Here is a 24,757-nt window from a genome sequence, read left to right on the forward strand (position 1 = left end):
TGGTTTCATTGACGCTGAGACATCGTTATCAATAATCTCTATAAGCAATAGTGATAAACGGCTCCTTTCCAGCGTTTCACCGCTATACACTATTGCCCGTTGCTGCAATCGATACCACCGCACTTTGCATACGGTGAGGTCCTGCACTGACACGTAACACTGGAGAACATGGTTAGATAGAGAGGGGCCACCTCCAAATGAACTCATACTCACTGAAAAAGACGGCGGTAAAAGCTCTTGCGGCCGTCGTCGCGCTGAGCACTCTGACCGGTTTGGCCGCCTGCGGTTCCGCGCAAGCCGCTGATAGCGGTGAAAAAACACTGAAAGTCGCACTGGTCGTGCCGAACAAACCGTATGCATACGCCGAAAAAGACGGTAGCCCCGCAGGCTTTGAATACGAAGTTCTGAAGAAAATCGACGATCAGAACAAGAACATCAAGCTCGAGTACTCGACTCTTGAATACCAGAATGCACTTATTGGCCTCAAGGAAGGCAGGTACGATCTGGTCAGCGGCACCTTCTTCCGCACGCCGGCTCGTGAGAAGGACTACCTGGTCACCAAGCCGTACAACTACTACTTCCTGAACCTCATTGTGAACCCGAACAGCAAAATCAAGACCATGGAAGACCTCAACGGCAAGTCCGTGGTGCCGATCGAGTCCACCGATGGCCGTTACGTTGCTTTCCGCGATTGGCAGAAGAAGCACCCGAACGTCAAGATCAAGATGGAGGCTTCCTCCACCCAGCCGACCTTCACCGACATGATCCAGCAGGTGCACGACGGTACATATGACGCCGTTTACCTGTCCAAGGACCAGTTCGATGGCGTCAAGGACAGCCTCGGATACCCGATGAAGGTCACCGACGCCGTCGACGGCCGCGACACCGTCTTCCTGCTCAACAAGAAGAACCAGGACGCGCAGCAGCAGGTGAACAAGTCCATCGAGGCCCTCACCAAGGACGGCACCTTGGCCGGTCTGACCAAGAAGTGGTTCAAGCAGGATAACTTCGCCCTTGCCGAGAAGCTCGGCATTGCCGACAACGGCTGATCTCAGTTGTATTTCGCTTGAGATTCGCTGAATAACTATACGAGGGGCCATATGGATTCCGGATTGCAAATCATAGTGAATGTATTGCCAGGCATGCTTCAATACGTTCCGATGACGTTGGTGTACACGCTGGCGCCCAGCATCATTGCCGCGATTTTGGCAGTGTTCATCTGCCAAGCACGGCTTCGTGGCACTGGCGTCGTGTACTGGCTGGTATCGCTGTTCGTGTCTTTTTTCCGAGGCACTCCCCAGCTGGTACAGCTGTTTCTGATTCTGTATGGCCTTCCTCGACTGCTCCTCATCATTGGCATTGATATCAATGATTGGTCGGCAGGTACGTTCTACATCATCGCCACCACACTGAACCTGTCATGCTTTGTGGCTGAAGCGTATCGTGGCGGATATCTCGCTATGGATTACCGCCAGATCGAAGCTGGCTACAGCATTGGTTTCAGCCGTCTGCAATGCTTCTTCCATGTCATCGTGCCGGGAACGCTGCAGAATGCTGTACTCAATTTGAAGAATCTTGCCATTGATGTCCTGAAAGGCGCCTCACTGGCCTACACTATCGGCGCAATTGAAGTCATGGGCTATGCGGATCGCATGATTGGCTTGAATTCCGGCGTAGGCAGGCTGTGGGTGCTCGGCGTCGCCGCAGTTATCTATTTCGTACTGGTTGCGATTCTCGAGCTGCTATTCAATCTGGCTGCAAAGCACTACCAGCGTTACGGGAAGGCGTGAGACTATGACTTTGGATTACGAATTCATGGGGCAGGATATTCCGGTCCTGCTGCGCGCACTGCCCGCTACTATCACACTTACCTTATGGTCGATGCTTGTGGCGTTGCTGTTCGCCGTCGCCTGCGGCGCCTTTATTCTGGTACGCATCCCCGTACTCAAGCAACTGGTCATCGTCATCAATACGTTTATCAAGGGCGTGCCGCTGGTCATTCAGCTGCTGTTCTGCTACTACGCGGTGCCCATCGTGGCCAAAGGTCTCGACGGATTCCTCGGCTATCATTTCGACCCGCGCAACCCGCCGTATTTCCCGGCCGCGGTACTGGCACTGGGATTGAACTTCGGCGCATACATTACCGACGTAGTGGTTTCCTCGGTTCGTGCCATTGACCACGGGCAGATTGAAGCGGGCAAGGCATGCGGCATGCGCCGTCGAGAAATCATCTGGCATATTCTGCTGCCGCAGGTAGTTGTGGTGTCTATCCCCGATATGGGCAATTACTTTATATGGCTGCTCAAGGGCACCAGCGTTGCCTCTCTGGTCGGCGTTGCCGAGCTGTTGGGCACGGCGAAAATCAGCGCCAGCCAGAATTACGATTTCCTTGAAGCGTACTTGGTTGCCGCACTGCTCTACTGGGTGGTGTGCGTGGTTGCCGAATGGTTGCTGAACCTGCTGTACGCCAAACTCGGCAAATTCAATATCAAGGAAGATGATGCCATGCAACAGTTCTCGTTCTTCTTCTTAAGCAAGCAGGCGAAATCCAAGTTGCGCAGAAAGGTATCTGTCATCGCCTGATGACATACACGCAGCAGCATCGCATCGAACAATAATTTCAAGCAGTGCAAGTAGTTCAAGCAGTTTCACATCCTAGGGAAGGAAATCTCATGGCATTCGAAAACAATGTTCCGAGCATCGTCAACCCGGTGGTGGACGGCCTTCGCGACATTTCCGCTCGTCGCGCCGCAACCATCAGCAACATGATTGACGAGGCCGCCAAGCACGGCCTGGACGATCAGTTCGCCTATGACGCCGTATGGACGTACGGTGCCGACAACGGTAAGGAATTCGCCCAGCAACTTGGCGAGCATCCGGCCTTCCGCCAGTTCGCAGATGATTTCGGCCGCGATCACAACGAGCAGATCTATGAGATGGAGCGTGTGGTCGACAACGACGACGAGCTGGAGATTCATTTCCATTACTGCCCGTACGTCACCGAATGGGTAAAGCAGGGCAAGAATCCTGAGCAGATTGCCCGTTTGTGCGACGTTGCCATGGCCGGAGACCATGCTTTTGCGCAGGAGTTCTCCTACCTGGATTTCACGCTTGAAGGCACAATCGCCAAGGGCGACCCCGTGTGCACCTTGCGCTTCGTTCGCCGCAAGGACCACGAACTGGCCAAAGACGGCCAAGGCTTTATCAAGACCAAGAAGGCTGCCTAAGCGTGGCGCAATCCCGTAATTAGGCGCTAATACATAGGATCAAAAAGGAACGTCATGGAATACGCCATCAGCGTCGAAGACCTACATAAATCCTTCGGCGACAAGGAAATCCTGAAAGGCATTTCCTTGCATGCCGCCAAAGGTGAGGTAACCGCCATTATTGGCCCCAGCGGGTCAGGCAAGACCACCTTGCTACGCAGCATGAACCTACTGGAGACCCCGGATTCGGGTGTCATTACCATCGGTGGAGTCAGTGTTGATTGCGGCAAAAAAATCAAACATGCCGATGCACTGGCACTTCGCCGTCAAACCGCCATGGTGTTCCAGGACTACAACCTGTTCAAGAACAAGACCGCGTTGCAGAACATCACGCAAGGTCTACGCACGGTAAAGAAGAAGTCCAAGGCCGAGGCTGACGAAATCGCCCGCAAACAACTGGAATTGGTCGGCTTGTCTGATTTCGCCGACTATTACCCCATTCAGCTTTCCGGTGGTCAGCAGCAGCGTGTTTCCATCGCACGAGCACTGGCTTTGAACCCGACCGCGATCCTGTTCGATGAACCGACTTCCGCGCTTGATCCGGAATTGGTGGGCGATGTGCTAGAAGCGATTGGCACAGTGGCCAAGCTGGGCATCACTATGGTGATTGTGACGCACGAGATTCGTTTTGCGCGTAAGGTTGCCGACAAGGTGGTTTTTGTGAACCAAGGTGTCATCGTGGAAGAGGGCACTGCCGAAGAGGTTATCGACCACCCGACCCACGAACGCACCAAGGCATTCCTGAGCCGCATCAACGATAAGTAATCGGCGTCCGGCCAACGTGAAAACGGGTGTGGCCTGTACGTGCACATGCATTATGAACAATGCCATGCGCATACAGGCCACACCCGTTTTCACGTGTTCAGCAGACCGTAACGCCTTGCCGTTATTTGATACTGGACTTAATCTTGCGGGCCAGTTCGGCATCCCACATCGCGCCGGTGGCGGACATCACCGAGTCCGCACCGGCGTTTCTGTATGCCTGATAGTCGGCCGGCGAAACCACGCCGCCCACGCCATTGATCTTGAAATCAAGACCGAGCTTCTCGCGGATCGCGGCCAGACGGGCGACCATGTCGAGTCCAGCGCCGCGAATCGCGTTGCCGCATACGCCTGAACGGTAGCGGCCCGCGCCGGGCAGTGCCTGGTTACCGTTGGCGTCGACCAGTTTGGCGGAAATCGTGTTGATGGTGCTGAAGCCCTGCACGGTGCCGTGGCCCACGGTGGAGCGCACCATGAGCTCCAGGTCATCATCGCTGGGGATGTAGGCGAGCTTGACCATCAGCGGAATATCGCCGATCTCCTGCTTCACGGCTTCGGTGATGCGACCCACGAGCAGCGGATTATGGCACAGCAGCCGATTGTGGCCTTCGTTGGGGCAGCTGGTGTTCATTACCATGAGCTTTGCACCGGTTTCCTTGATCAGCCGGGCGGTGGTGGCGTGGTCGGCGATGTATTCTTCCTCGCTCATGCCTTCCACGCGCGAGCCTTGGAAGCTCGGCACCAGCACTTGGCCGAGACCGGCGGCGGCGATGGCCGCGCGCATGTCCGGCTGCCAGACGTCCGGGCTTTGCGAGGGTACACCGAAGCTGTTGGAGATGGAGATCGGCTGCTCATAGTCGGTGTCGGCGAGTACGCCCTCGTCCAGTTCTGCGCTGCCCGGGGTCAGCGAGCCGTCCGCCGACTTGGGATGCACGGCGAGCACGTTCGGGAACGGATTGCAGCCCCATGCCCGCGAGCGCACGGTTTTGTAGGTAGCCAGATCGAAGCCCATGCGGAAAGCGGCCGTAGTGAACCGGCTGTTCAACAGCGGACCTGCGGGAATGCCGAACGGCAGGTTGACCGGCTGGCCAAGGAAGGCAGCGGATCCTGGCTCCCCCACTACACCATCTGACGTCTTTTTCCCTGGCTCCCCCTCATAGGGGGAGCTGTCACCGGAGGTGACTGAGGGGGTCGCCTTCAGCGCCTCGGCGAACGCCCCAAACGGCCCTTGCTCATAGTTATCTTCATAGCTATGCTTCACATCGTAAAACGGCTCAAAATCACTCATAGTTCAACGATAAGCCACGCCCGGCCATCACACGCACAAATAGCGCGCTTACCCCTGCACGCCTATACCCAGCACAATGAACACCGCAAACCACAACGGTTGCATGCGCCCACCACCGTACTGGCTGATACGGCCGAGCTGATTGGGCTCACCATAGCTGTCGACGTGTGGGCCGCCGAGCCAAAATTCGCGGGTGAAAATATCTCGATGACGCATGAGCAGCAGGAAGCCGAATGCGAGCAATACCGAGACCAGACCGATAATGCCGTCGTATTGGACGGTGATGTTGCCGTTGGACGTTGATATGCCGATGGCGATGGCGGACATGTCATTGGCCACCGAATCGTGAATCATATGGGCCAGCTCCTGCTCGCGGGTGATACGTCCGAGTATCCGTTCGGCGCGAGCAGCACGGGCATCGGCTTCGAACGAACGGCGGAACGCCGAGCCAAACGCCACCAGGGACCCAAGCATCAACAGGTTCAGCACCAACGTTGCCGCAAACACAATTAGCGAATACTGCGGCAGTGTGATCTCAACCGGAGCTGCAGCGCTGGAGCCGATTGCATCGTCCTTGGTTGTATCGTTCAGCGCGTCAATCGCACCCCGAATAATGCTGCCACCCACCGATGCTGATTGCAGCATCGCGAATCCGAGAGCATCCAGTACGGAATAAGCCAGTGGTACAGCGACCGCGACGCGTTTGGTAAACACGTAACCGACTGCCAAAAACACCGTTACCAACGCAGTGCCACCAGTAATCCACCAACCTTGCAGAGGCAGCAGAGCCGCGGCCAGACAAACCGCAACCCCAACCGCGCCGGTTCTCATCATGCAGGCGGCGAACTGATAACGAAAGATTCGGAATCCACAGCACCAGCTCAACAACAATCGCGGCATTGTCCATGAGATTGCTCAGGGGCGAATCGATGATGTCCGAGCCGTTGCCGAACGAATAGCCCATCAATGAGCCGATGCCGCCGGAGATGATGCCGACTGCAGCCGTCAACAGTATCGTGAACAAATGCACCCACCAGTATTCACCGCGTGAGGCACGGCCGTGAAAGATGAACGTCTTGCGGAAGAATCGCACGATTAGTTACGCAATCCATGCCATCAACAGCACTTCGCCGTTATATCTGCAACCATTCAGCGTAGTGCAGCTCACCGTTTCAGCGGCTGGTGCGGACACGGACATCCGGCTGGACGCGGTACCCGGTACCTTGCAGCTGGAGCTGGAGCGGTGCCGTGAAACATCTCGTGAAACACTGCGTGGAACATCTCGTGAAACAATCAATCTCCAGTGCCCTGACGCATCTACGCAACAGGAATCCGCACTTGAGCAACCTACAAGCCAAAGCCGACACCGGCCTCCGATACAACAACTGCTTTGGAGGCACAAGACAGCTCCGAAACGTACGCATCTGAGACGAACGCAGCCGCTGACGTTTATATCGCGCCGCTTCCCCACCGCATCACCGTCACGGGAGCCAACGGACTGGCACAGTTCGTACTCATCACCCGCCGCACCCGGGTACAGTCGGTCACCCGCTCGACCACCCTGTGGCGTGAGCCGCACGGCATCGAACGCATCACCATGCCCCTGTTCGTCACCAACGGTCTCGACACCCTCCGCTTTCTCTTCCTACACCGCGCAGACGCCGATATCCTGAGCCGTTGGGCGGACGGTCCGACCGAAGTATGAATTTCAAAGGTCTCACTGGTGAGCAGCCAGTGAGACCTTGTTTATGCGATGGAGAGAGTTAGATAATGCCGCGGTCGGCCAACGGGCCCGTCCAATTATCTTCAGGCTCGCGGGCGGACTCGATTTTTTCTTCGGGCCAGTGCTTGGCGGGGATGGTCTTGGGCTTGAAGGGGAACTTTTCGGCGCGCATCTTTTCATAGGCGGCGATGTCGTCCTCATGCTGGAGCGTCAGGTCGATATCGTCGTAACCGTTCATCAAGCGCCAACGCACGTAGTCGTTGACCTCGAACGGCAGGGTCACGTCGCCGCAGGTGACAGTGCGGGTCTCCAAAGACACGGTCATCTCGCGGCCGGGTTCTTCCTCCAGCAGCTTCCACAGGAGCTCAACAGACTCCTGCGGCATGATCGCGGCCAGCACACCGTTCTTGGCGGTGTTGCCGTAGAAGATGTCGGCGAAGCTGGGGGCGATGACCACGCGGAAGCCGTAATCGTGCAGCGCCCACACGGCGTGCTCGCGGGAGGAGCCAATGCCGAATTCGGGGCCGGCTACCAGAATCTGGCCCTTGCCGGCGTACTCCGGCTTGTTGAGCACGAAGTTCGGGTCGCGGCGCCATGCGTAGAACAGGGCGTCGTCGAAGCCGGACTTGGTCACGCGCTTCAGAAACACGGCGGGAATGATCTGGTCGGTATCGACGTTGGAGCGGCGCAGCGGCACGCCCACGCCGGTCAGGGTGGTGAGTTTTTCCATGGATATCAAGCTTTCAGTTCTTGCCCCACTGGCGGGGGCTGTCAGCTTTGCTGACTAGGGGTGGTCGCCGGCATACAGCGTCTCAAGACCACCCTCAGTCAGTCTTCGACTGACAGTCCCCGCCAGCGGGAGCCAGTGTGCAGTATTTACAAATCGGCGGGGGACGAAATCGTGCCGCGAATAGCAGTCGCTGCGGCCACGGCAGGCGACGCCAGATGCGTACGCGACCCCTTGCCCTGGCGGCCTTCGAAGTTACGGTTCGAAGTGGAAATCGAGCGTTCGTTCGGCACCAGCTTGTCCGGGTTCATGCCCAGGCACATCGAGCAGCCGGCGTTACGCCATTCCGCACCGAAGTCCTTGAACACCTTGTCAAGCCCTTCCTTTTCCGCCTGCAGACGCACGCGGGAGGAGGCCGGCACCACGAGCACGCGGTGAATGTTCTCCGCCTTGTGATGTCCCTTCATAATCGCAGCGGCCTGACGCAGATCATCGATACGACCATTGGTGCACGAACCGATGAACACCGTGTCCACGGCGATGTCCTTGATCGGCATGCCCGGCTTCAGACCCATGTACGTAATCGCGCGTTCGGCGGCGGCACGCTTGGTGGCGTCGGCGATCTTGTCCGGTTCCGGCACGTTCGCGGTGATCGGCAGACCCTGACCGGGGTTGGTGCCCCAAGTCACGAACGGGCCGAGCTTGGTGGCGTCGATATCCACTACCTTGTCGAACATGGCATCGTCATCGGTCTTCAACGTCTTCCAATACTCGACCGCACGATCCCACATCTCACCTTCCGGCGCATGCGGACGGCCCTTCAGGTACTCGAATGTGGTCTCATCGGGCGCAATCATGCCGGCTCGCGCACCGGCCTCAATGGACATATTGCATACGGTCATGCGCTCATCCATGGTCAGGTTGCGAATCGCTTCGCCACGGTATTCGATGACGTGGCCCTGGCCGCCGCCGGTGCCGATCTTGGCGATAATCGCCAGAATGATGTCCTTGGCGGTAGCATCCGCAGGCAGCTTGCCGTTGACGTTGACGGCCATGGTCTTGAACGGCTTCAGAGACAGCGTCTGCGTGGCCATGACGTGCTCGACCTCGGAAGTACCGATGCCGAATGCCAGCGCACCGAATGCGCCGTGCGTCGAAGTGTGCGAGTCACCGCACACGATGGTCATGCCCGGCTGGGTCAGGCCCAGAATCGGCGCGAATGCATGGACTATGCCCTGATCGGCGTCACCCAACGGGTGCAGTCGCACACCGAATTCCTTGCAGTTCTTCTCCAAAGTGCTCAGCTGCAGAGCGCTCGTTTCATCCGGATTCGGACGATCGATGTCAACAGTAGGAGTGTTGTGATCTTCGGTGGCGATGAGCTGATCCACGTGACGCGGCTTGCGGCCAGCCAGACGCAGACCCTCAAATGCCTGCGGGCTGGTGACCTCATGCATAAGCATCAGGTCGATGTACAGCAGGTCGGGCGCACCGTCGCTGCCCCTGCGCACCAGATGATCGGCCCAGACCTTCTCGGCCAGTGTCGTTCCCATAGCGTTTCCTCCAAAAATTCCGCGCGAGGTATTGTGTTCGCGCCTTGTTCGTGGTATTAGCCTATGTGGTGACGTTTGGCCCGGCCACAAGCAGGCCGGATATTGAGATACGCCCCCAATTCCCCCATGGCCACTCTGTGAGACACTTCCCCGATTTGGTATTTCACTATGTGAGATGGCATAATCGCACGTATTATGACTGATTCCCAAGAAGAACCACTGAACAACGGTCTGACCGACTCTGAGCCAGCCGAGACCACCAACGAGACCGCCGCAAAGGATGACGGGGAAATCCATTCCGGCGTCGGCGTTCTTGATAAAACCGTAAAGATTCTTGATGCGCTTGAATCCGGCCCGTCTACGCTCGGCCAACTCGTGGCCGCTACTGGACTGGCGCGACCGACCGCTCACCGTCTGGCGATCGCCCTGGAGCGCCATCGTTTTGTGCTGCGTGATCAGCACGGCCGCTTTGTGCTCGGCTCCCGTTTTGCCGAACTGGCCGCCGCCGCCGGCGAGGATCGATTGCTCACTGCCGCTGGCCCGATTCTGCAGACCCTGCTCGACCGCACCGGCGAATCCGCGCAAATCTACCGCCGCCAGGGCGACCAGCGTGTCTGCATTGCCGCCATCGAACGCGCTTCCGGCTTGCGTGACTCCATCCCCGTGGGCGCCATGCTTTCGATGGAAGCTGGCTCCGCCGCTCAGATTCTGCTGGCCTGGGAGGATTCCGACCGCCTGCACCAGGGACTGCGCCACGCCAAGTTCACCGCCACCAAGCTGGCCGCAGTGCGCAAGCGCGGTTGGTCTGAGTCCGTGAACGAACGTGAAGAGGGCGTGTGCTCGATTTCCGCGCCGATCCGCAACGCTTCCGGCCAGGTCATCGCCGCGATTTCGATTTCTGGCCCGACCGGCCGCATGGGTGCCGCCCCCGGCCGCCGTTACGCGCCGCTGGTCATGGCTGCCGGCAAGTACCTCACCGAGGCTTTGGTCAAAGCAGTTCGCTAGTCATCACATACATTGCCCCCGCCGGCGGGGGCTGTCCGGCATGACCGGACTGGGAGTGGTCAGCATCACCGCTCAAACCACCCCCAGTCGACTCCGTCGACAGCCCCGCCAGCGAGGGCAGTTTTGTTATGCGCTACCTAAACAGGCCGGACAGCTGGCTCCACAGCGACGGCTTGCGCAGCAGATCATCGCCCTCGCCCTCGCCCGGAGCGGCCTGGTTCACTGCATACGTGTAGGCGCGTTTGGAACTGGGTTTACCCACCAATTCGCCGAATTCCAGCAATTGCGTGCGTGGATCATAGGGATGGCGAATATCGAATTCAATCAGCCGTGTGGCACGCTTGGCCGGCGCCGGGCCGTATGTATTGAAACCACAGGTAGGCGTGGCCATCAATAGCAGCCCCTCATATTCACCTACGAATCCGTTGCGATGGTCATGGCCCGCCGCCACACCGATATACCCCTCGCGCAGCGCCTCAAACTCGTCCGACTCATCCGGGCAGGAGATGCCCTCCCCCAGATACCCGCCGGCTTGGGTGCGATCCTCGTCCAATACATAGTAGGTATCCGCGTGCTCGCGATAGCCCTGCATGGCGAAAGCCGCGTTGGCTGCCACCGGTCTGAGCACCTGATAATACTCCGGCAGCGGCATGTGCTGGAACACCATTGATTTGGCCCCGATGCGCTCAGGCAAGGCCTTGAGGAAAGCCAAGGTCTCTGGCGAAGGTGAGCCGAAGCCGCCTCCATGCGCATAATCACCGGAGTTTACCAGCACCAGGCCAAGTACGTTGCGCGTGCAGTCCACATCCATCACCGGCAATGCGAAGGTGCCGGGAGCAGCAGACGGGTACATCGCGACGGAATCACTCGCCGAGGCATCAGCCGACTCATCAGCGTCTTCGCCATTGAGCGTCTCAGGCGAGCCGTCTTCGCGACACATATATATGGTCTGCTTGGCCAGCGCATCGCTCGGCGGATTGATGCATCCGGGGAACTCTCGGTAGATCTCATCAAGCTCGGCATCGCTCAGACCGCACTGGAAATCATGGTTGCCATAGGTCACCGCCCACGGGATGCCCCGCGTTGCCAAGGGAGCGGTGAATTGGCCGATGGCCTTGCGCACCAATTCGCGCGTGTGGCTCAATGCAGACTCAGGAATCGTCTCTTCGCACCAACGGCGTTTGCGGAAGCTCTTGGCAAAAGCCGGATCATAGCCGGCAATCTGGTTGCCGGAAAAAATCACTATATCGGGGCGAGTGGCATCAAGACTGGCTTCGATCAGAGACACCGTATCTTTGGATACCTTGGTACCGTCTTGGATATCGGCAATCTGCAGCACGCGAAACTTACCGGAATGATGGAATTGCAGGTGCCCCAAACGCGCGGAAATGGAAACCGGGCGATGGTCCCCCACCTCGGCCGGCTTGATTCTGGGCTTGGAGAGCAAGCCCTCTGGCGCACGCTGTGTTTCCGTCATGACCTCCACTGTACACACAAACGAAAAGGCCCGCCGGAGCGGGCCTTTTCTACAAGTTCAACTACTGGAGCAGAATCTCTGCACAACATCATCGTTGCAACGGTAAGTCTTTCCAATGCCCGTCCAACGTAACAGTCCTCGTGACCATACACTATTTGTGGGCTCCGCTCTGTTCAGTTGTTCTTGTACCTCATAATCTATTCACGCCTGCCGCTTCCTGCAAGTTGAAGACGGCAGTTGTGCTGTTTTTATCACAAGTGTTCAATTGAACTAAGAAAACCCGGAAAAACGAATCAAAACGTTCGTTTCAAACCCGTCCGATGTTTGATTGTGTTCTGTTCGCTGCAGTTTACGGCGTGTCGCAACGGCCACCAACCCCACTACCACATGTTCAATCGAACATGACTCATTCACATAAACGAACATCCGACAGGAGCTCCCAACCGACTCCCAGCAAACCAACGTGAACACCCGCTGAATTTTGGCGAGTTCAGTAGTTTTCCGGCCACTCCAGAGCTTACGATGTAAGTTATGGCACAGATATTTGACGCACCCTCGAAGGCAATCCTGCGCAGTCAGATCGCAGAGCATATTGCCGAGAACGACAACAACGACCGCCGCGTCGACCAGGAAGGCGAGGCACCACTGCCCAAGGACCGCTTCTTCGACCGCGAGCTGAGCTGGCTGAAGTTCAACCAGCGCGTGCTCGAATGCGCGGAAAACGAAGATATGCCCCTGCTCGAGCGCGCCAACTTCGCCGCGATCTTCGCCTCGAACCTTGACGAGTTCTTCATGGTGCGCGTCGCCGGCCTGAAGCGCCGTATCGACTCGGGCATCGCCGTGCCGTCCGCAGCCGGCCTGAGCCCGCGCCAGCAGCTGCGCGCCATCAGCGAAACCGCACATCGCCTGCAGAACGAACACGCACATTACGCGATTGACACGATTCTGCCCGAGCTGGAAAAAGAGCACATCGTGCTGCTCACGTGGGACAAGCTCACCTCCGCCGAGCAGGAGCGACTCTCGCGCTACTACCGCCAGCAGGTCTTCCCCGTGCTGACACCGCTCGCCGTGGACCCGGCCCACCCGTTCCCCTACATTTCCGGCGGTTCCATCAACCTCGCCGTGATCGTGGAGAACCCGGCCTCCGGCAAGTCTCACTTCGCCCGCGTCAAGATTCCGGGCAACCTGCCACGCCTGGTGCCGGTGGACGACATGACTGATGAGGAATCGCGCGACGAGCGCTATGGCTTCATCGCAATGGAAAAGCTCATCGCCGCACATCTGGAATCCCTGTTCCCCGGCATGATCATCAAGGAAGCCCGATCCTTCCGCGTGACCCGTAACGAAGACATCGACGTGGAAGAGGACGATGCCGAGAACCTCCTCAACGCCATGGAGAAGGAGCTGCTGCGTCGCCGCTTCGGACCGCCGATTCGTCTGGAAATCACAGACACCACCAGCCCGTTCCTTTCCCAGCTGCTCGCCGACCAGCTCGGTGTGAGCCAGGACGAGGTGTATCGACTGCCCAGCCCGCTGGATCTGACCGTGCTCTTCGAGCTCGGCGGCGTGGATCGCCCCGACCTGAAGAACCGCCCGTTCGTGCCGACCACGAACCGCCAGATCGCCGAGGTCGAGTCCTCCCGTGCGCAGGACATCTTCGCGGCCATCCGCGAGCGCGACATCCTGCTGCATCACCCCTATGACTCCTTCTCCACCTCCGTGCAGGCCTTCCTTGCGCAGGCCGCCGCGGATCCGAAGGTGCTGGCCATCAAGCAGACCCTGTACCGCACCAGCTCCAACTCGCCGATCATCGACGCCCTGATTGACGCCGCGCACGCGGGCAAGCAGGTGCTGGCTCTGGTGGAGATCAAGGCCCGCTTCGACGAGGACGCCAACATCGCCTGGGCTCGCAAGCTCGAGCGCGCCGGCGTGCACGTGGTGTACGGCATCGTGGGTCTCAAGACCCACTGCAAGCTCATCGAGGTCGTGCGTCAGGAAGCCGACGGTCTGCGACGCTACTGCCACGTGGGCACCGGCAACTACAACCCGAAGACCGCGCGACTCTACACCGATCTGGGCCTGCTGACCTGCGATCCGGTGGTCGGCCAGGATCTGACCCGACTGTTCAACCAGCTCTCCGGTTACGCGCCGAAGTCCAGCTTCCACCGTCTGCTGGTGGCCCCGCGTACCGTGCGCACCGGCCTGATTCAGCGCATCCGCCGCGAGGAGGACGCCGCACGCGCCGGTAAGGAAGCGTGGATCAAGATCAAGGTCAACTCCATCGTGGATGAGAAGACCATCGACGCCTTGTACCGTGCCTCGCAGGCCGGTGTGAAGATCGACATCGTAGAGCGCGGCATCTGCGCCCTGAAGCCCGGCGTTCCCGGCCTGTCCGAGAATATTCGCGTGCGTTCGATTCTTGGCCGCTTCCTGGAGCACTCCCGCATCTACGCTTTCTGCAATGCGGACGGCCCGCAGATCGGCGAAGGCCCGGCTTCCGGCCCTGAGGTCTACATCGGTTCGGCTGATTTGATGCACCGCAACCTCGACCGCCGTGTGGAGGCTCTGGTGCGTGTCACCGCGCCGGAGCAGATCGACGAACTCATTCGCTACGTGGACCTGCAGATGGCCGACTCCACTATGAGCTGGCACATGCAGCCTGACGGCACGTATGTGCTGCACACCAAGGACGACGAGGGTCGCCCGCTGGTCGACAGTCAGGAATACCTGATTCGCAAGCACCAGCGCCGCCCTAGCTCGCATAACTGATCCCACTCGATGCTCCCATTGGCGAAAGCTGACTGAGAGTGGTCAATGATGCCCGGCTCCTCTTGTATGAGGTTGCCGGGCATCGTCGTTCAGAGAACAAAACTACGTAGCGGCAGTCGATTGCCCTACAATACAAGGGATGGGTACGAACAGCATGAGACGAATCGTGGAGGCCGCCGGCGGCATCCTCTACCGATGGAAAGACAACGTAGAGCCCGAGCAGGCATCGTCTCCGTCAGCGAATGCCAACATCGCCACCGATGGCACGATCATCACGAACGCCGCGCATGCCACGAATACGGCAGACGATACTACGTCATCCTCCGGCGCATCAGACGCAGCCCCCTCCTCAACAGGGGCCGACGCTCCCCTGACCGGCACAATCGGACAAGCGACGCACGTCGATTCGGCCGGCTCTTCAGCCAAGGATGCGAACGACCCAGCTTCCGCCGACAATGTGCTCAATCACATCGAACTCTGCGTGGTGCATCGCCCGAAGTACGACGACTGGAGCTGGCCGAAAGGCAAAGTCGATCCGAACGAATCTCACCGTCATGCCGCGGTTCGCGAAATCGGCGAGGAATCCGGCCTGCCTGTGCAGCTTGGCCCCTATCTTGGCGATATCGAATATCCACTGTCCGAGGAAGGCAGCAAACGGCGCCATACCAAGGATCGCACGGTGGACACTAAGCACGTCCAGTTCTGGATGGCCACGCCAATCAGTGCGATTGACAACCTGCGCCGCACTCACGCGTTTGGCCCGGTGCATCGGGCGGATATCGGCGAAATCGATGAGGTTGTTTGGCTCACCCCGGCTGAGGCACGCAAGAAACTCAGCCATTCCACCGATAAGGACATCCTCGCACTGTTCGTTGACCGGGTGCAGGAGGGTGCGCTGGATGCCGTGCCGGTGATTATTGTGCGCCACGGCAAGGCCGAGGCCCGCAAGCTGTGGAAAGGTTCGGACGCCAACCGACCGATTACGCCGAAAGGTGCGTCTGCCGCGTATGCGCTGAACCGTGAGCTCGCCTGTTTCAATCCGACCCGCCTGGCCACCTCGCCGTGGGTGCGCTGCCAGGAGACGCTGGAAATGTTCGCCTGGCAGACCGGGCGCGACATGGTTCATCTCGACCCGCTCACCGAAGACGCCTTTGCCGCCGACCCCGATGTCGCATGGGAATGTCTGCTCAGTGAGATTGATTTTGCGCTGGAGCGTCGTCAGCCCACAGCGATATGTATGCACCGGCCGGTGATTGGCGGTATGTTTGAACATCTGCGCAAGATGTGCGCTTCGACGGCTTTGAGCAAACGCCTGATCGCCAAGACACCGTTCATGCCGACCGGTACGGCGGTGGCGTTGTTCGTGATACCGGGCAGCTCAAATGCCACGGGCAAGACTGGTGACGGCAACAACGCTGCCAGTCTTGGCGCTGAAGTTTCGGCTTCTGCCGAACAGGCCAATTCGGCTGGCCACAGCAGCTCGCCTAATCACTCGGACAGTGCTAATCAGCCGCTTTGCGCCGACGTAACCATTATCGATATTCAGAAAGTGCAACCGCTTGTCTACTAGGCCCGCATTCCCCGATTCCTCCAATTCCTCGGCTGCCGCCGCAGCCGCCCACGCCGCGCATAATGGTACCGCCGGCAGCCTGGGCCCCGGTTTTGGTTCTTTGCGCGCGGCGGGCGCAGCGTTTGGCCCGGCTCGCATGGGCTCCGGCCGTCCAGCCCGCCCTGCTCAGCTCGACCCAGCCGTAGCCGATGGCCTGGCTGGCGGATTGGATCCGCAAGCGTTGAGCGAGATGAGTCATCTGTCTGCCGCAGCACTGCTGGATCGCGTGCGGCATAATGAGGACCCGGAAGTCGTGCATCGCGTGCTAACGCTGGTGGAGACCGTCGGCGTGGATGAAATCGCCGAACTATGGAGTGACGCCGAACCCGATTCGTTGCCCGGTGTGCTGTGGCGGCTGTACATGCTGCGCACATGGATGCGAACGAACCGCGACTCGATTGCCCACCTATGGCGCGTGGGTGAACCGGTGGCCACCACCGCGTCCGCCATCGCCGGCGTGGATCAGGCCCCCACCGAAGACGACATCGTGCGACTGGCTGATTCGATTCTCTCCGGCGCGTTTGTGGGCGATTTCGCCGTGGCGCTGGAGCGTGCGGCCGCGTTTACCGACGTGGTGGCATTGGGCTTGCGCGTGGAGACACGGCGCATGGTCGAGCGAGCAACGGCTAATGGCGGCATTGCTTCACCCGCTGACGAGAAGACCGCACGCACCAAGGCAGCACGCCTCATGCACACCTCCGCCAGCCTGCTCTCCACCACCAAGGACTTCCAGCACGGTGCTAACCTCTGGCGCCGCGGACGGCTGGAGTAATAGCTTGTTTATCTCCCCTGATGGGCCGAGCCGCAGGGGAAATGCAGGATGCGTTGCCGGGCGAGAATGATAGTCGAGCTAATGGATTGGCCGAAGGCTCTGATTGCAGGACGAGGTGTCCATCAGAGGGGGCGGCATTGCTTTGCAACGAAGCCCCCTCTGATGGGGGAGCAGTCACGGGCGATGCACGTGACTGAGGGAGAGACCCAATCCATCACTTCAACATCAACCATCAGCTGACATCGGCCTTCCCCGGCGCGCCACGGCTCATCGCAAACTATACTGAATATCCGCGTCGGACCGTGCTTAAGCCCCGGGCTCCATTTTTTGCCGCCGCGAGCGGCCCTTGCGCCGACAGGCGCTTTCGCGGTTCGGCGCTTTTCTTCTTTCCATCACTCGGGACACTCCTTCATGCAATTGCAACAGCATCCCCATCATTCTTTGCGCCATCAGCGGGGCAAAACCGCGATTAAACCCAAGAGCCACCCCGCTGAGCAACCAAAACGGGACAGCACTGCGATTCAATCGCAGAAACACCCCGCTGAGCACGTCTCAGCGACGTAAAACCACGAGTTAACCATGAAATCGCTCCGCTAAGCAATCTAAGCGAGGTAAAACTGCGATTAAACCGAAGTATTGCCACACTGAGTTCGACTCAGTGAAGCAAAATTGCGAGTTAACCGACGGATTGCCACACTAACAACCACTAAGCGGGGCAAAACGGCGATTAAACCGAAAGACCACCCCACTGAGCCCGTCTCAGCGGGGCAAAACCACGACTGAGTCAACGGTTCGCCCCGCTAAGGTCGGCGCGCAACGGCATAACCCCCAATCCCGCCGGATAATGCTCCATTTCAGTTCCGATTCAGCCGCAATCCTCGAGCCAAAGGAGACTCGGATGGAGTCGGCTCCGTAGAACAGGGCTCCAGCCCAAGCAACAACGACAGCACCGATACGGAAGAGGCCGCCGACCACGCCTGCGGATGGCAAGCCGCAGGATACGGAGAGGGACTGTTCTCCCCCGAATCACCTGAGTACAATTCCGGAATCTGGTAGTCGAAAGCATCGGCAGCGCGAACCAGTCCATCAGCCACGCGCAGTGCCTCCTCCTCATAACCTTCTGCACGAAGACCATTCATCACGATGGCACTGTCATGGGCCCACACCGATCCGCAATGATAGCTCTCAGGCCAGTACCCACCAGCCAGTGTGCTCATGGTACGCACGCCATAGCCGCTGAGCATGTCATCGCCAACCAAACGGGCCACCACATCGCGCACACCCTGTTCATCAAGAATGCCCGTGCCAAGCAGATGCCCAATATTGCTGGTCAAGGAATCAACCGGCTTCTTGTCTCGATCCAGCGCAATCGCCGGATAGCGGCCATTGCCGTCATCAACCCAGAAAACCTCGTTAAACCGGGTCTTCAGCCGCTTGGCCCATGCGCGCCAATCCTCAGCTCCAGGACGCCCGAATTTCTCCAGCACATCCGCGCCGAGTATGGCCGCCTGATAGGCATATCCCTGCACCTCGCACAAGGCGATTGGGCCGTCAGCAATGCGCCCATCGTTCCAGCGCACGGAGTCTCCCGAGTCCTTCCAGCCCTGATTGCTCAGACCGTGGCCAGTGCGATCGATGTATTCCAAGAATCCATCACCATCGCAATCGCCCCAATCACGCAGCCAGGCAAGTGCGGCCTCAAGGTTCGGCAGCAACGCCTCAATCTCCTGCTCAGGCGCACCCCAGCGCAAGGCCTCAGCAAGCAGAATAATCCACAGCTCGGTGGCATCGATTGTGCCGTAGTACAGCGGAGGCAAGCTGGTGCCGTCATTAAATGCACCGGTCTGCACCAACGGCTCAGCACGCAGTTCATGCATGATTTTGCCGGGATCAGCATTGGTCTGAATATCGGATTCAGTAGCTTGGAAGTGCGCCAGAGTGCGCAGTGCGCCCATCGCGGTACGAGTCGTCAGCGGCAACATGAAACGTGCAGCCCATAGGGAATCACGACCGAACAGGGTGAAGAACCACGGTGCACCGGCCGCCAAAAACTCATCGTCCGGCAAAGCCGGAATCGACATCCGCAAACCATCGAGATCCCTCAAAGAGGTATTCACCCAATTGGAGACACGGTTATCGGCGGCCTCCACCTGAACATCGGCCCACGGGCAATCGGCATTCGCCGCGATAACGGCATTGCGCGGCGAGCTCACCGCAATATGCAGACCGACTGAAGTCTCCGCGCGAGCAGGAATCGTAACCTGCCAGGAGATCACGCAATCAAGACCATCAAGGATGATTGACGGCACCCCACTACCATCCTGCGGCTCCGCGGTTACCGTGGCACGCAGCTCGCCGTACGCCACCTCTGCGGAACATGCATCACCGGGCACTCGGGAGAGAATAACCTCGCTGTTAGCTGCGGCAGAGGATGACGCACCACCTTTGATCTCCTGCATCGAAGCCATGTCAAAGCGCAATTTCACTGAGAAATCAAGCGTCACCGGATCAGTCATCACGCTACGCAACACATATCGCTCATGCAGGGCATCCGGTTCCAGAGTGCGGTTCTCCGCGATACGAACCGAGGGATCCACCGTCGGGCCATCAACATTGCGGGCCACCATGGAAGACACACCCACTCCTTTTTGGGGAGAGTTCCATGCGATCGCTGTGGGTGCCTCACCGTTCACAACCGGAATGATGCGTGAGATGATACGAGTATCTCCCACATAAAATCCGGCGATATTGGCCGCCCCCGCGTGCTGCTGCGATGCGTCCACAGTGCCGTCTGCGGTTTCCCACAGTTGGGCAGGCGCCACAACAAGAGGCTTCATGTCGTGCATCCATGGCTGTCGGATACGCTCAGTGCTGTTCATATGTTCTCCGTTGATTGTTGAAAAGCGAATAGTTATTGTTGCGCAGACCCGTCATTCCTTGACGGAGCCTTCCGAGCTGTTCATGATTTGCTTCTGGAAGATGAAGAACAGCACGGCGACGGGGATGGTCATGATGACGGCAGCCGCCAGTTTGACCGGGTATTGGTTACCTTGGGACAGCTGACCACTGGCCAACGAGGCAACACCCTTGGTCAACGTGGTCAACGCCGAAGACTGAGTCGAAACAATGAAGTGCGACAGCTCATTCCACGAGCCCTGGAAGGACAGAATCGAGATAGTCGCGATTGCCGGACGTGCCATAGGCAGCACGATTGACCAGAAAATACGGAATGTTCCCGCACGATCAATCATCGCCTGCTCCTCCACAGACCGCGGAATCGACTCAAAGAAATTCTTCATGATGAACACGCCGGTCGCATCGATGAGCAACGGCAGAATCATGCCTGCATAGCTGTCGTAGATGCCAAGGCTCTTGATGATGAGGAACTTCGGAATAAGCAGCACCACCATCGGCACACTCATCACGGCAAGCAGCAGGCTGAAGACGACATTGCGGCCACGGAAGTCAATACGCGCAAGTGCATAGCCGGCCAGGGAATCGAAAAACACACGACCCAGCGTGACCACAATGGTCACGATGAACGAGTTCTTGAACCATACCGGGAAGTCCGAGTTCAGGAACAGCTTCTTATAGGCTGCCGTCGTCCAGATTTCCGGCACCAGCGAGACCGGATTGGCGGTGGCATCGGCATCGGTTTTGAACGAGGTGGCAATCTGAGTGACGAATGGCATGATGTAGATCACTGCCAACACAATCAGAATGATGTACAGGATGATGCCACTGTGGAAGAAACGCTTGAGCCATGATGCGCTGTTATCGCCACGCACAGTGTTGGATACCTTCGACTTGCTCATATCAGATTCCCCTTTCTGCGCTATCTTCGGCAACCGCCGCATCAGCGGTCTGCGCCCTGGCAGCAGCTGGCCGCCCTACTCTCAATGTGGCGAGTTCTTCGCGGTTCAATGCGCGCGCCTCGGCTTTCATGGCCTCGTAATCGGTCCTGCGGCGTCGAGACATCTTCTTGTCCTTCATCACCCAGCGCTGAATCCAGGTCATGACGATGATGATGACGAATAGGATGAAGGAGATAGCCGCGCCTCGACCCCATTCCTGGCTGTTGAACGCTGCGGTGTACGACAGGTACGCAGTGGTCAGCGTGGTCTTTGCCGGGCCACCCTGAGTACCCGTATAAATCTGATCGAACACCTGCCATGTACCGATGATGCCCAATGTGACGACGGTGAAAATCGTGGGCTTCAATTGCGGCACGGTCACCTTCCACATACGCTGCCACGGCGTTGCGCCGTCCATGATCGCCGCTTCTTCAGTGCCTTCGCCGATGCTCTGCAGCGCGGCAACGAACATCAGCATAAAAGTGCCCGAAGTGGTGAAAATAACCATGAGGATGATGGCGACCATCGCCACCGAAGGCCCGGCAAGCCAATCCCATGCGCTGACGCCAAGGAAGCTGTGTTCGGCCAGCGCCGCCGGCCCATTCTTGACGCCCAAAGCCGACAACAGGATATGGATGATGCCTCGCGGATCGTTGAACCAGTTGGGACCGTTGACACCGAACCATTTGAGCATGGCGTTAATCGGACCGGCCGCGTTGAACAGGAACAGCCACAACACGGTGATTGCCACTGAGCTGGTGACCGACGGGAAATAGAACGCCGTGCGGAAGAAGCCACGCGCCTTGAGGATCTTACGGTTCAGCATTACCGCAAGTCCCAGGGACAGCAGCGTCTGCAGCGGCACCACGATCAAGGTGTACCAAGCATTGTTGCGCAGAGCCGTGCCGAAATCGCTTTGCGCGAGACCCGGAGCGGTGAGCACGTCACTGTAATTCTTTAGCCCCACAAAATCGACGGACGAACCAAACGGCGTGCCTCGACCGCTCCAATTCGACACACTCACCCACAGCGCCATGATGATGGGAATAAACATGAACGCGCCAAGGATGATGATCATCGGCAGAACGAACAGCCAACCGGATATCTCCTGGCCTTTGTGATCAATGCGCTGGCGTTCGACCTTGTTCGCACCCAACTTGCGTGGCTTCGGTGCCTTTTGTGATGAGGACATGCTCCGACTCCTTTGTTGATAATGTTCGCGATTCCGATTGCGGCGGCCGACGGTCGTCTCGGTCAGAGAGCGAAGACCGCCGCAATCGATGGAATCAGTAGATTCGGCTACAGATCCGGGATCTACTTGAGGATGGCCTCAATGTTGGTCTGGGTCTTGTCCAGAATCGTCTTGGCGTCGCCGGTCTTCAGACCTTCCAACTGCGCGTTGAGGTCGGTGATCACGTCGGCGGCACCCTTGGCGGTCGGCACGGTAACCGAGTAGTTCAGGCCATCCATGAAGGCGCTCAGGTCGGGGAACTCGCTCTTCCACTTGTCGGCGAGCGTCTTGGTGGCGGGCATGATGCCAAAGGCCTTGGCGAAGTCCATAACCACGTCATCGCTGGTCAGGTATTCGACCAGATCGATAGCACCCTTCTGATCCTTGCTGTCGGCGGCGATGCCCCAGCCGTTGGTGAAGTGCATGGTGCCCTTGCCGGCCGGGCCTTCCGGCAGCTCGACGACCTTGTACTTGACGTCCGGGTAGTCGGCGGACAGGCCGCCGGTGATCCAGTTGCCTTCGATGGTCATGGCAGCCTTCTTGGAGCCGAAGGCCTCGCCACCCCAGCCGGCGCCGAGGTCGGAGGCGTACTTGACGGTGTCGGAGTCGAGCAGAGTCTTGACCTCTTCAAGGCCCTTAACGCTCGCGTCGCTGCTTGCGATGGCCTTGGTGCCATCGTCACTGACCAGACCACCGCCAGCCTGCTTCAGGAAGACGCCGACTCGTGCGTATTCGCCGTTGAACGCCAGTCCAACATGATCAGCGGTGGTGAGTTTCTTGGCCACATCGGCAAGCTGGTCCCAAGTGGTCGGGATATCGGCATCGGTCAGGCCGGCCGCGGACCACATGTCGGTGTTGATGACCAGCTGCAAGGTGGACACATCCTTCGGGGCAGCGTAAAGCTTGCCGTCATAGGTGAACGTCTGCAGCAGGTTGTCGTAGAAATCGCTCTTGTTCTTCAGCTCGTCGCCGTAAGCAAGCAAGGAGCCGTTGGAAGCGTATCCGGCGAGCTGCTCGGGAGCTAGGTAGAACACGTCGGCGGGATCGCCGCCGGCAAATCCCTGGGACAATTGCTGCGCCATATCGTTGGCAACCTGCACGGTGGCCTTGGTGCCGGACTTCTTCGACCATGCGGCAACGGCCTTCTTGACGGCCTCGGTCTCGGTGCCACCCGAAGAACCGATCAGCACGGTGAGCCCTTTCGAGCTGTCGCTGGTCAGGCCATCGGACTTGGCGGAATCATCGAATCCACTGCCTCCGCCGCAGCCCGCCAGAAGCGCCAGCACGGCCACCGAAGCCGCGGTCATCACGGTCAGCTTGCTCCTCATCATCGTGTTTCTTCTTTCTCGAGCGCTATGCCCGTCCTTGTCTTCATCATCATTGGTTAAGTTATGCAATCATTAGAACGTTCAAATAATCGCTATTCCTTAAGTTTCGGTTCTACAGGAACCAAAACCATTGGTACTCGATTTTTCAGTCATCGACTCAGCATTGAGAAATGATGACTTAATTTTTACGTTCTAATAAGTGGCTATATAATAAACACCAATATTTGAATCTGTCAAATCAGGTACGATTATTGGAACGAACCAATAAGTCCGAGCACCACTGTTCGAGCTGTACATGAACATAAAGGGAAGCACTATGGTCAGCATCAAAGACGTCGCCAAAGCTGCCGGCGTCTCGCCCCAAACCGTATCCAACTGCATCAATAACCCCGCAGTGGTCAAGCCAACCACACGCAGACTTGTCAACGATGCCATCGCTCTCCTGAATTACACCCCCAACGCGTCCGCTCGCCGCCTGCGAACCCAACGCAGCAACACCATAGGCATCGGCATCGCCCCCGTGAACTATTCACAGGTATACGATCGCTTCCTGCATGCGCTGGTCACCGAAGCCGATTCCAACGGCATTCGCGTCATCCTATACAAAACCGACTCGCAACAGGATGAAATACGCCAATTCGAGGCGCTTACCGCCCGCGGCGACGTCGAAGCTTTCGTGCTCACCGACACCACTCACAACGATCCACGACTCGAATGGCTGCATGACCATCATCAGTCTTTCGTCCTGTTCGGACGGCCTTGGGGCTCAGCGGATATGCACGATCCCCTCACCCCCTGGGTGGACGTAGATGGGCGCGCCGGCATTGCGGACATGACGCAGCACTTGATACTGCACGGTCGCAAACACATCGGATTCATCGGCTGGCCAGGCATTTCCGGAACAGGCACAGATCGTTACCGCGGCTGGAAGGACACCATGCTCGCCGCGAAGATGGCCACTGCCGACGAATTCGAACAACTTTACGAAGAAGGCACGGACGACATCACCGCCGGGCAAACCGCGTGCATCTCGCTATTGGACAGACGTCCTGACCTCGATGCCATTATCTGCGTCAGCGACACGCTGGCCATCGGCGCCGCCACCGCGCTGCCCAATGACACCGATATCGTCATCACCGGATTTGACGACACCGTATCCGCCCAATCAATGGGTCTGCCCAGCATTGCTCAACCTTTGACCGAGATCGCGCGCAACATTATGCACATCATCCAAAATCGGCTTGACGCAACGTCGCCTGCGCATACGGCGTCGTCTCTCACGTCGGAATCCCCTGACAATTGCCACATTCTGCTGCCACCGTCCATCGTGATTCGGTAGACGGAGTTCCAGGAACGCAAACCCACGATCTAATCGCAAAAGTGCCCCGCCGAA

20 protein-coding genes and 1 pseudogene are annotated in these 24,757 nt (G+C 58.3%); 11 read left to right on the plus strand and 10 right to left on the minus strand.

What is annotated here, in order from left to right:
- Positions 1-197: 197 nt before the first annotated feature.
- From NBH12_RS00880 to NBH12_RS00900, 5 genes are all read left to right on the plus strand, one after another.
- Positions 198-1,049 carry a transporter substrate-binding domain-containing protein gene (locus NBH12_RS00880; protein ID WP_250819059.1) on the plus strand — a complete coding sequence of 284 codons (852 nt, stop codon included), beginning with the start codon at positions 198-200 and terminating at the stop codon, positions 1,047-1,049.
- A 93-nt stretch (positions 1,050-1,142) separates the two neighbouring features.
- Positions 1,143-1,790, plus strand: coding sequence for an amino acid ABC transporter permease (locus NBH12_RS00885; protein WP_226790546.1), 648 nt, complete (start codon positions 1,143-1,145; stop codon positions 1,788-1,790).
- Between the two features lie 4 nt (positions 1,791-1,794).
- Entirely contained in the window at positions 1,795-2,583 is a 789-nt protein-coding gene (locus tag NBH12_RS00890) for an amino acid ABC transporter permease (protein WP_003832267.1), read from the plus strand.
- Between the two features lie 89 nt (positions 2,584-2,672).
- Positions 2,673-3,227 (plus strand): L-2-amino-thiazoline-4-carboxylic acid hydrolase, encoded by a 555-nt coding sequence (locus tag NBH12_RS00895; protein ID WP_003832268.1) that lies wholly within the window; start codon positions 2,673-2,675, stop codon positions 3,225-3,227.
- Between the two features lie 54 nt (positions 3,228-3,281).
- On the plus strand, positions 3,282-4,031 hold the full coding sequence (locus tag NBH12_RS00900) for an amino acid ABC transporter ATP-binding protein (protein ID WP_003832269.1): 750 nt from the start codon (positions 3,282-3,284) through the stop codon (positions 4,029-4,031).
- Between the two features lie 121 nt (positions 4,032-4,152).
- Here the strand turns inward: NBH12_RS00900 and NBH12_RS00905 are convergent.
- From NBH12_RS00905 to NBH12_RS00915, 3 genes and pseudogenes are all read right to left on the minus strand, one after another.
- Positions 4,153-5,130: pseudogene (locus tag NBH12_RS00905) on the minus strand (diguanylate cyclase); the annotation flags it as partial.
- A gap of 234 nt (positions 5,131-5,364) precedes the next feature.
- The gene (locus NBH12_RS00910; protein ID WP_250819061.1) at positions 5,365-5,961 is read right to left on the minus strand and encodes a hypothetical protein; all 597 of its coding nucleotides are present in this window, start codon (positions 5,959-5,961) and stop codon (positions 5,365-5,367) included.
- Complete coding sequence (locus tag NBH12_RS00915; protein WP_003832274.1) at positions 5,912-6,409, minus strand: DUF805 domain-containing protein; 498 nt, start codon at positions 6,407-6,409, stop codon at positions 5,912-5,914. Before NBH12_RS00915 ends, NBH12_RS00910 begins: the two co-directional genes overlap by 50 nt.
- 297 nt (positions 6,410-6,706) lie before the next feature.
- On the opposite strand from NBH12_RS00915, the gene NBH12_RS00920 reads away from it, so the two are divergent.
- Positions 6,707-7,021 carry a cobalt ABC transporter ATP-binding protein gene (locus NBH12_RS00920; protein WP_106648084.1) on the plus strand — a complete coding sequence of 105 codons (315 nt, stop codon included), beginning with the start codon at positions 6,707-6,709 and terminating at the stop codon, positions 7,019-7,021.
- 58 nt (positions 7,022-7,079) lie between these two features.
- On the opposite strand, the gene leuD is transcribed toward NBH12_RS00920, so the two are convergent.
- Positions 7,080-7,769: a 3-isopropylmalate dehydratase small subunit gene (leuD, locus tag NBH12_RS00925; RefSeq protein ID WP_003829718.1), complete on the minus strand. Its 690-nt coding sequence runs from the start codon at positions 7,767-7,769 to the stop codon at positions 7,080-7,082.
- A 146-nt stretch (positions 7,770-7,915) separates the two neighbouring features.
- The gene (gene leuC, locus NBH12_RS00930; RefSeq protein ID WP_003832279.1) at positions 7,916-9,319 is read right to left on the minus strand and encodes a 3-isopropylmalate dehydratase large subunit; all 1,404 of its coding nucleotides are present in this window, start codon (positions 9,317-9,319) and stop codon (positions 7,916-7,918) included.
- A gap of 195 nt (positions 9,320-9,514) precedes the next feature.
- Between leuC and NBH12_RS00935 the strand changes: the two genes are divergently transcribed.
- Positions 9,515-10,324, plus strand: a complete 810-nt coding sequence (locus tag NBH12_RS00935) for an IclR family transcriptional regulator (protein WP_019727389.1) — start codon at positions 9,515-9,517, stop codon at positions 10,322-10,324.
- A 133-nt stretch (positions 10,325-10,457) separates the two neighbouring features.
- Here the strand turns inward: NBH12_RS00935 and NBH12_RS00940 are convergent, their stop codons facing one another.
- Positions 10,458-11,801 (minus strand): metallophosphoesterase, encoded by a 1,344-nt coding sequence (locus tag NBH12_RS00940; protein WP_250819062.1) that lies wholly within the window; start codon positions 11,799-11,801, stop codon positions 10,458-10,460.
- A gap of 531 nt (positions 11,802-12,332) precedes the next feature.
- On the opposite strand from NBH12_RS00940, the gene NBH12_RS00945 reads away from it, so the two are divergent.
- The 3 genes from NBH12_RS00945 (at position 12,333) to NBH12_RS00955 (ending at position 16,951) form a co-directional block, all read left to right on the plus strand.
- Positions 12,333-14,570, plus strand: coding sequence for an RNA degradosome polyphosphate kinase (locus tag NBH12_RS00945; protein WP_052787748.1), 2,238 nt, complete (start codon positions 12,333-12,335; stop codon positions 14,568-14,570).
- A 154-nt stretch (positions 14,571-14,724) separates the two neighbouring features.
- The gene (locus NBH12_RS00950) at positions 14,725-16,140 is read left to right on the plus strand and encodes an NUDIX hydrolase (protein ID WP_250819084.1); all 1,416 of its coding nucleotides are present in this window, start codon (positions 14,725-14,727) and stop codon (positions 16,138-16,140) included.
- Positions 16,130-16,951, plus strand: a complete 822-nt coding sequence (locus NBH12_RS00955; protein ID WP_015439270.1) for a hypothetical protein — start codon at positions 16,130-16,132, stop codon at positions 16,949-16,951. The genes NBH12_RS00950 and NBH12_RS00955 overlap by 11 nt, the downstream gene beginning before the upstream one ends.
- An 854-nt stretch (positions 16,952-17,805) precedes the next feature.
- Here the strand turns inward: NBH12_RS00955 and NBH12_RS00960 are convergent.
- From NBH12_RS00960 to NBH12_RS00975, 4 genes are all read right to left on the minus strand, one after another.
- A complete protein-coding gene (locus NBH12_RS00960; RefSeq protein ID WP_250819063.1) occupies positions 17,806-19,830 on the minus strand; it encodes a glycogen debranching N-terminal domain-containing protein in 2,025 nt (674 codons plus the stop codon).
- 51 nt (positions 19,831-19,881) lie between these two features.
- Positions 19,882-20,766 carry a carbohydrate ABC transporter permease gene (locus NBH12_RS00965; protein WP_106641739.1) on the minus strand — a complete coding sequence of 295 codons (885 nt, stop codon included), beginning with the start codon at positions 20,764-20,766 and terminating at the stop codon, positions 19,882-19,884.
- 1 nt (position 20,767) lies between these two features.
- Positions 20,768-21,997, minus strand: a complete 1,230-nt coding sequence (locus tag NBH12_RS00970) for a carbohydrate ABC transporter permease (RefSeq protein WP_003832293.1) — start codon at positions 21,995-21,997, stop codon at positions 20,768-20,770.
- Positions 21,998-22,119: 122 nt separating this feature from the next.
- Complete coding sequence (locus NBH12_RS00975; RefSeq protein ID WP_106621125.1) at positions 22,120-23,367, minus strand: sugar ABC transporter substrate-binding protein; 1,248 nt, start codon at positions 23,365-23,367, stop codon at positions 22,120-22,122.
- Between the two features lie 313 nt (positions 23,368-23,680).
- Between NBH12_RS00975 and NBH12_RS00980 the strand changes: the two genes are divergently transcribed.
- The gene (locus tag NBH12_RS00980; RefSeq protein ID WP_250819064.1) at positions 23,681-24,703 is read left to right on the plus strand and encodes a LacI family DNA-binding transcriptional regulator; all 1,023 of its coding nucleotides are present in this window, start codon (positions 23,681-23,683) and stop codon (positions 24,701-24,703) included.
- Positions 24,704-24,757 lie beyond the last annotated feature (54 nt).

Source organism: Bifidobacterium sp. M3-N-101, from assembly GCF_023656805.1.
Lineage (GTDB): Bacteria > Actinomycetota > Actinomycetes > Actinomycetales > Bifidobacteriaceae > Bifidobacterium > Bifidobacterium breve.

Excerpts from the sequence above, each read along its gene's own strand:
- NBH12_RS00880 (WP_250819059.1), top strand. The coding sequence starts at position 198 with ATGAACTCATACTCACTGAAAAAGACGGCGGTAAAAGCTCTTGCGGCC.
- NBH12_RS00885 (WP_226790546.1), top strand. The coding sequence starts at position 1,143 with ATGCTTCAATACGTTCCGATGACGTTGGTGTACACGCTGGCGCCCAGC.
- NBH12_RS00890 (WP_003832267.1), top strand. The coding sequence starts at position 1,795 with ATGACTTTGGATTACGAATTCATGGGGCAGGATATTCCGGTCCTGCTG.
- NBH12_RS00895 (WP_003832268.1), top strand. The coding sequence starts at position 2,673 with ATGGCATTCGAAAACAATGTTCCGAGCATCGTCAACCCGGTGGTGGAC.
- NBH12_RS00900 (WP_003832269.1), top strand. The coding sequence starts at position 3,282 with ATGGAATACGCCATCAGCGTCGAAGACCTACATAAATCCTTCGGCGAC.
- NBH12_RS00910 (WP_250819061.1), bottom strand. The coding sequence starts at position 5,961 with ATGCTGCAATCAGCATCGGTGGGTGGCAGCATTATTCGGGGTGCGATT.
- leuD (WP_003829718.1), bottom strand. The coding sequence starts at position 7,769 with ATGGAAAAACTCACCACCCTGACCGGCGTGGGCGTGCCGCTGCGCCGC.
- leuC (WP_003832279.1), bottom strand. The coding sequence starts at position 9,319 with ATGGGAACGACACTGGCCGAGAAGGTCTGGGCCGATCATCTGGTGCGC.
- NBH12_RS00935 (WP_019727389.1), top strand. The coding sequence starts at position 9,515 with ATGACTGATTCCCAAGAAGAACCACTGAACAACGGTCTGACCGACTCT.
- NBH12_RS00940 (WP_250819062.1), bottom strand. The coding sequence starts at position 11,801 with ATGACGGAAACACAGCGTGCGCCAGAGGGCTTGCTCTCCAAGCCCAGA.
- NBH12_RS00945 (WP_052787748.1), top strand. The coding sequence starts at position 12,333 with ATGGCACAGATATTTGACGCACCCTCGAAGGCAATCCTGCGCAGTCAG.
- NBH12_RS00950 (WP_250819084.1), top strand. The coding sequence starts at position 14,725 with ATGAGACGAATCGTGGAGGCCGCCGGCGGCATCCTCTACCGATGGAAA.
- NBH12_RS00960 (WP_250819063.1), bottom strand. The coding sequence starts at position 19,830 with ATGAACAGCACTGAGCGTATCCGACAGCCATGGATGCACGACATGAAG.
- NBH12_RS00965 (WP_106641739.1), bottom strand. The coding sequence starts at position 20,766 with ATGAGCAAGTCGAAGGTATCCAACACTGTGCGTGGCGATAACAGCGCA.
- NBH12_RS00970 (WP_003832293.1), bottom strand. The coding sequence starts at position 21,997 with ATGTCCTCATCACAAAAGGCACCGAAGCCACGCAAGTTGGGTGCGAAC.
- NBH12_RS00975 (WP_106621125.1), bottom strand. The coding sequence starts at position 23,367 with ATGATGAGGAGCAAGCTGACCGTGATGACCGCGGCTTCGGTGGCCGTG.
- NBH12_RS00980 (WP_250819064.1), top strand. The coding sequence starts at position 23,681 with ATGGTCAGCATCAAAGACGTCGCCAAAGCTGCCGGCGTCTCGCCCCAA.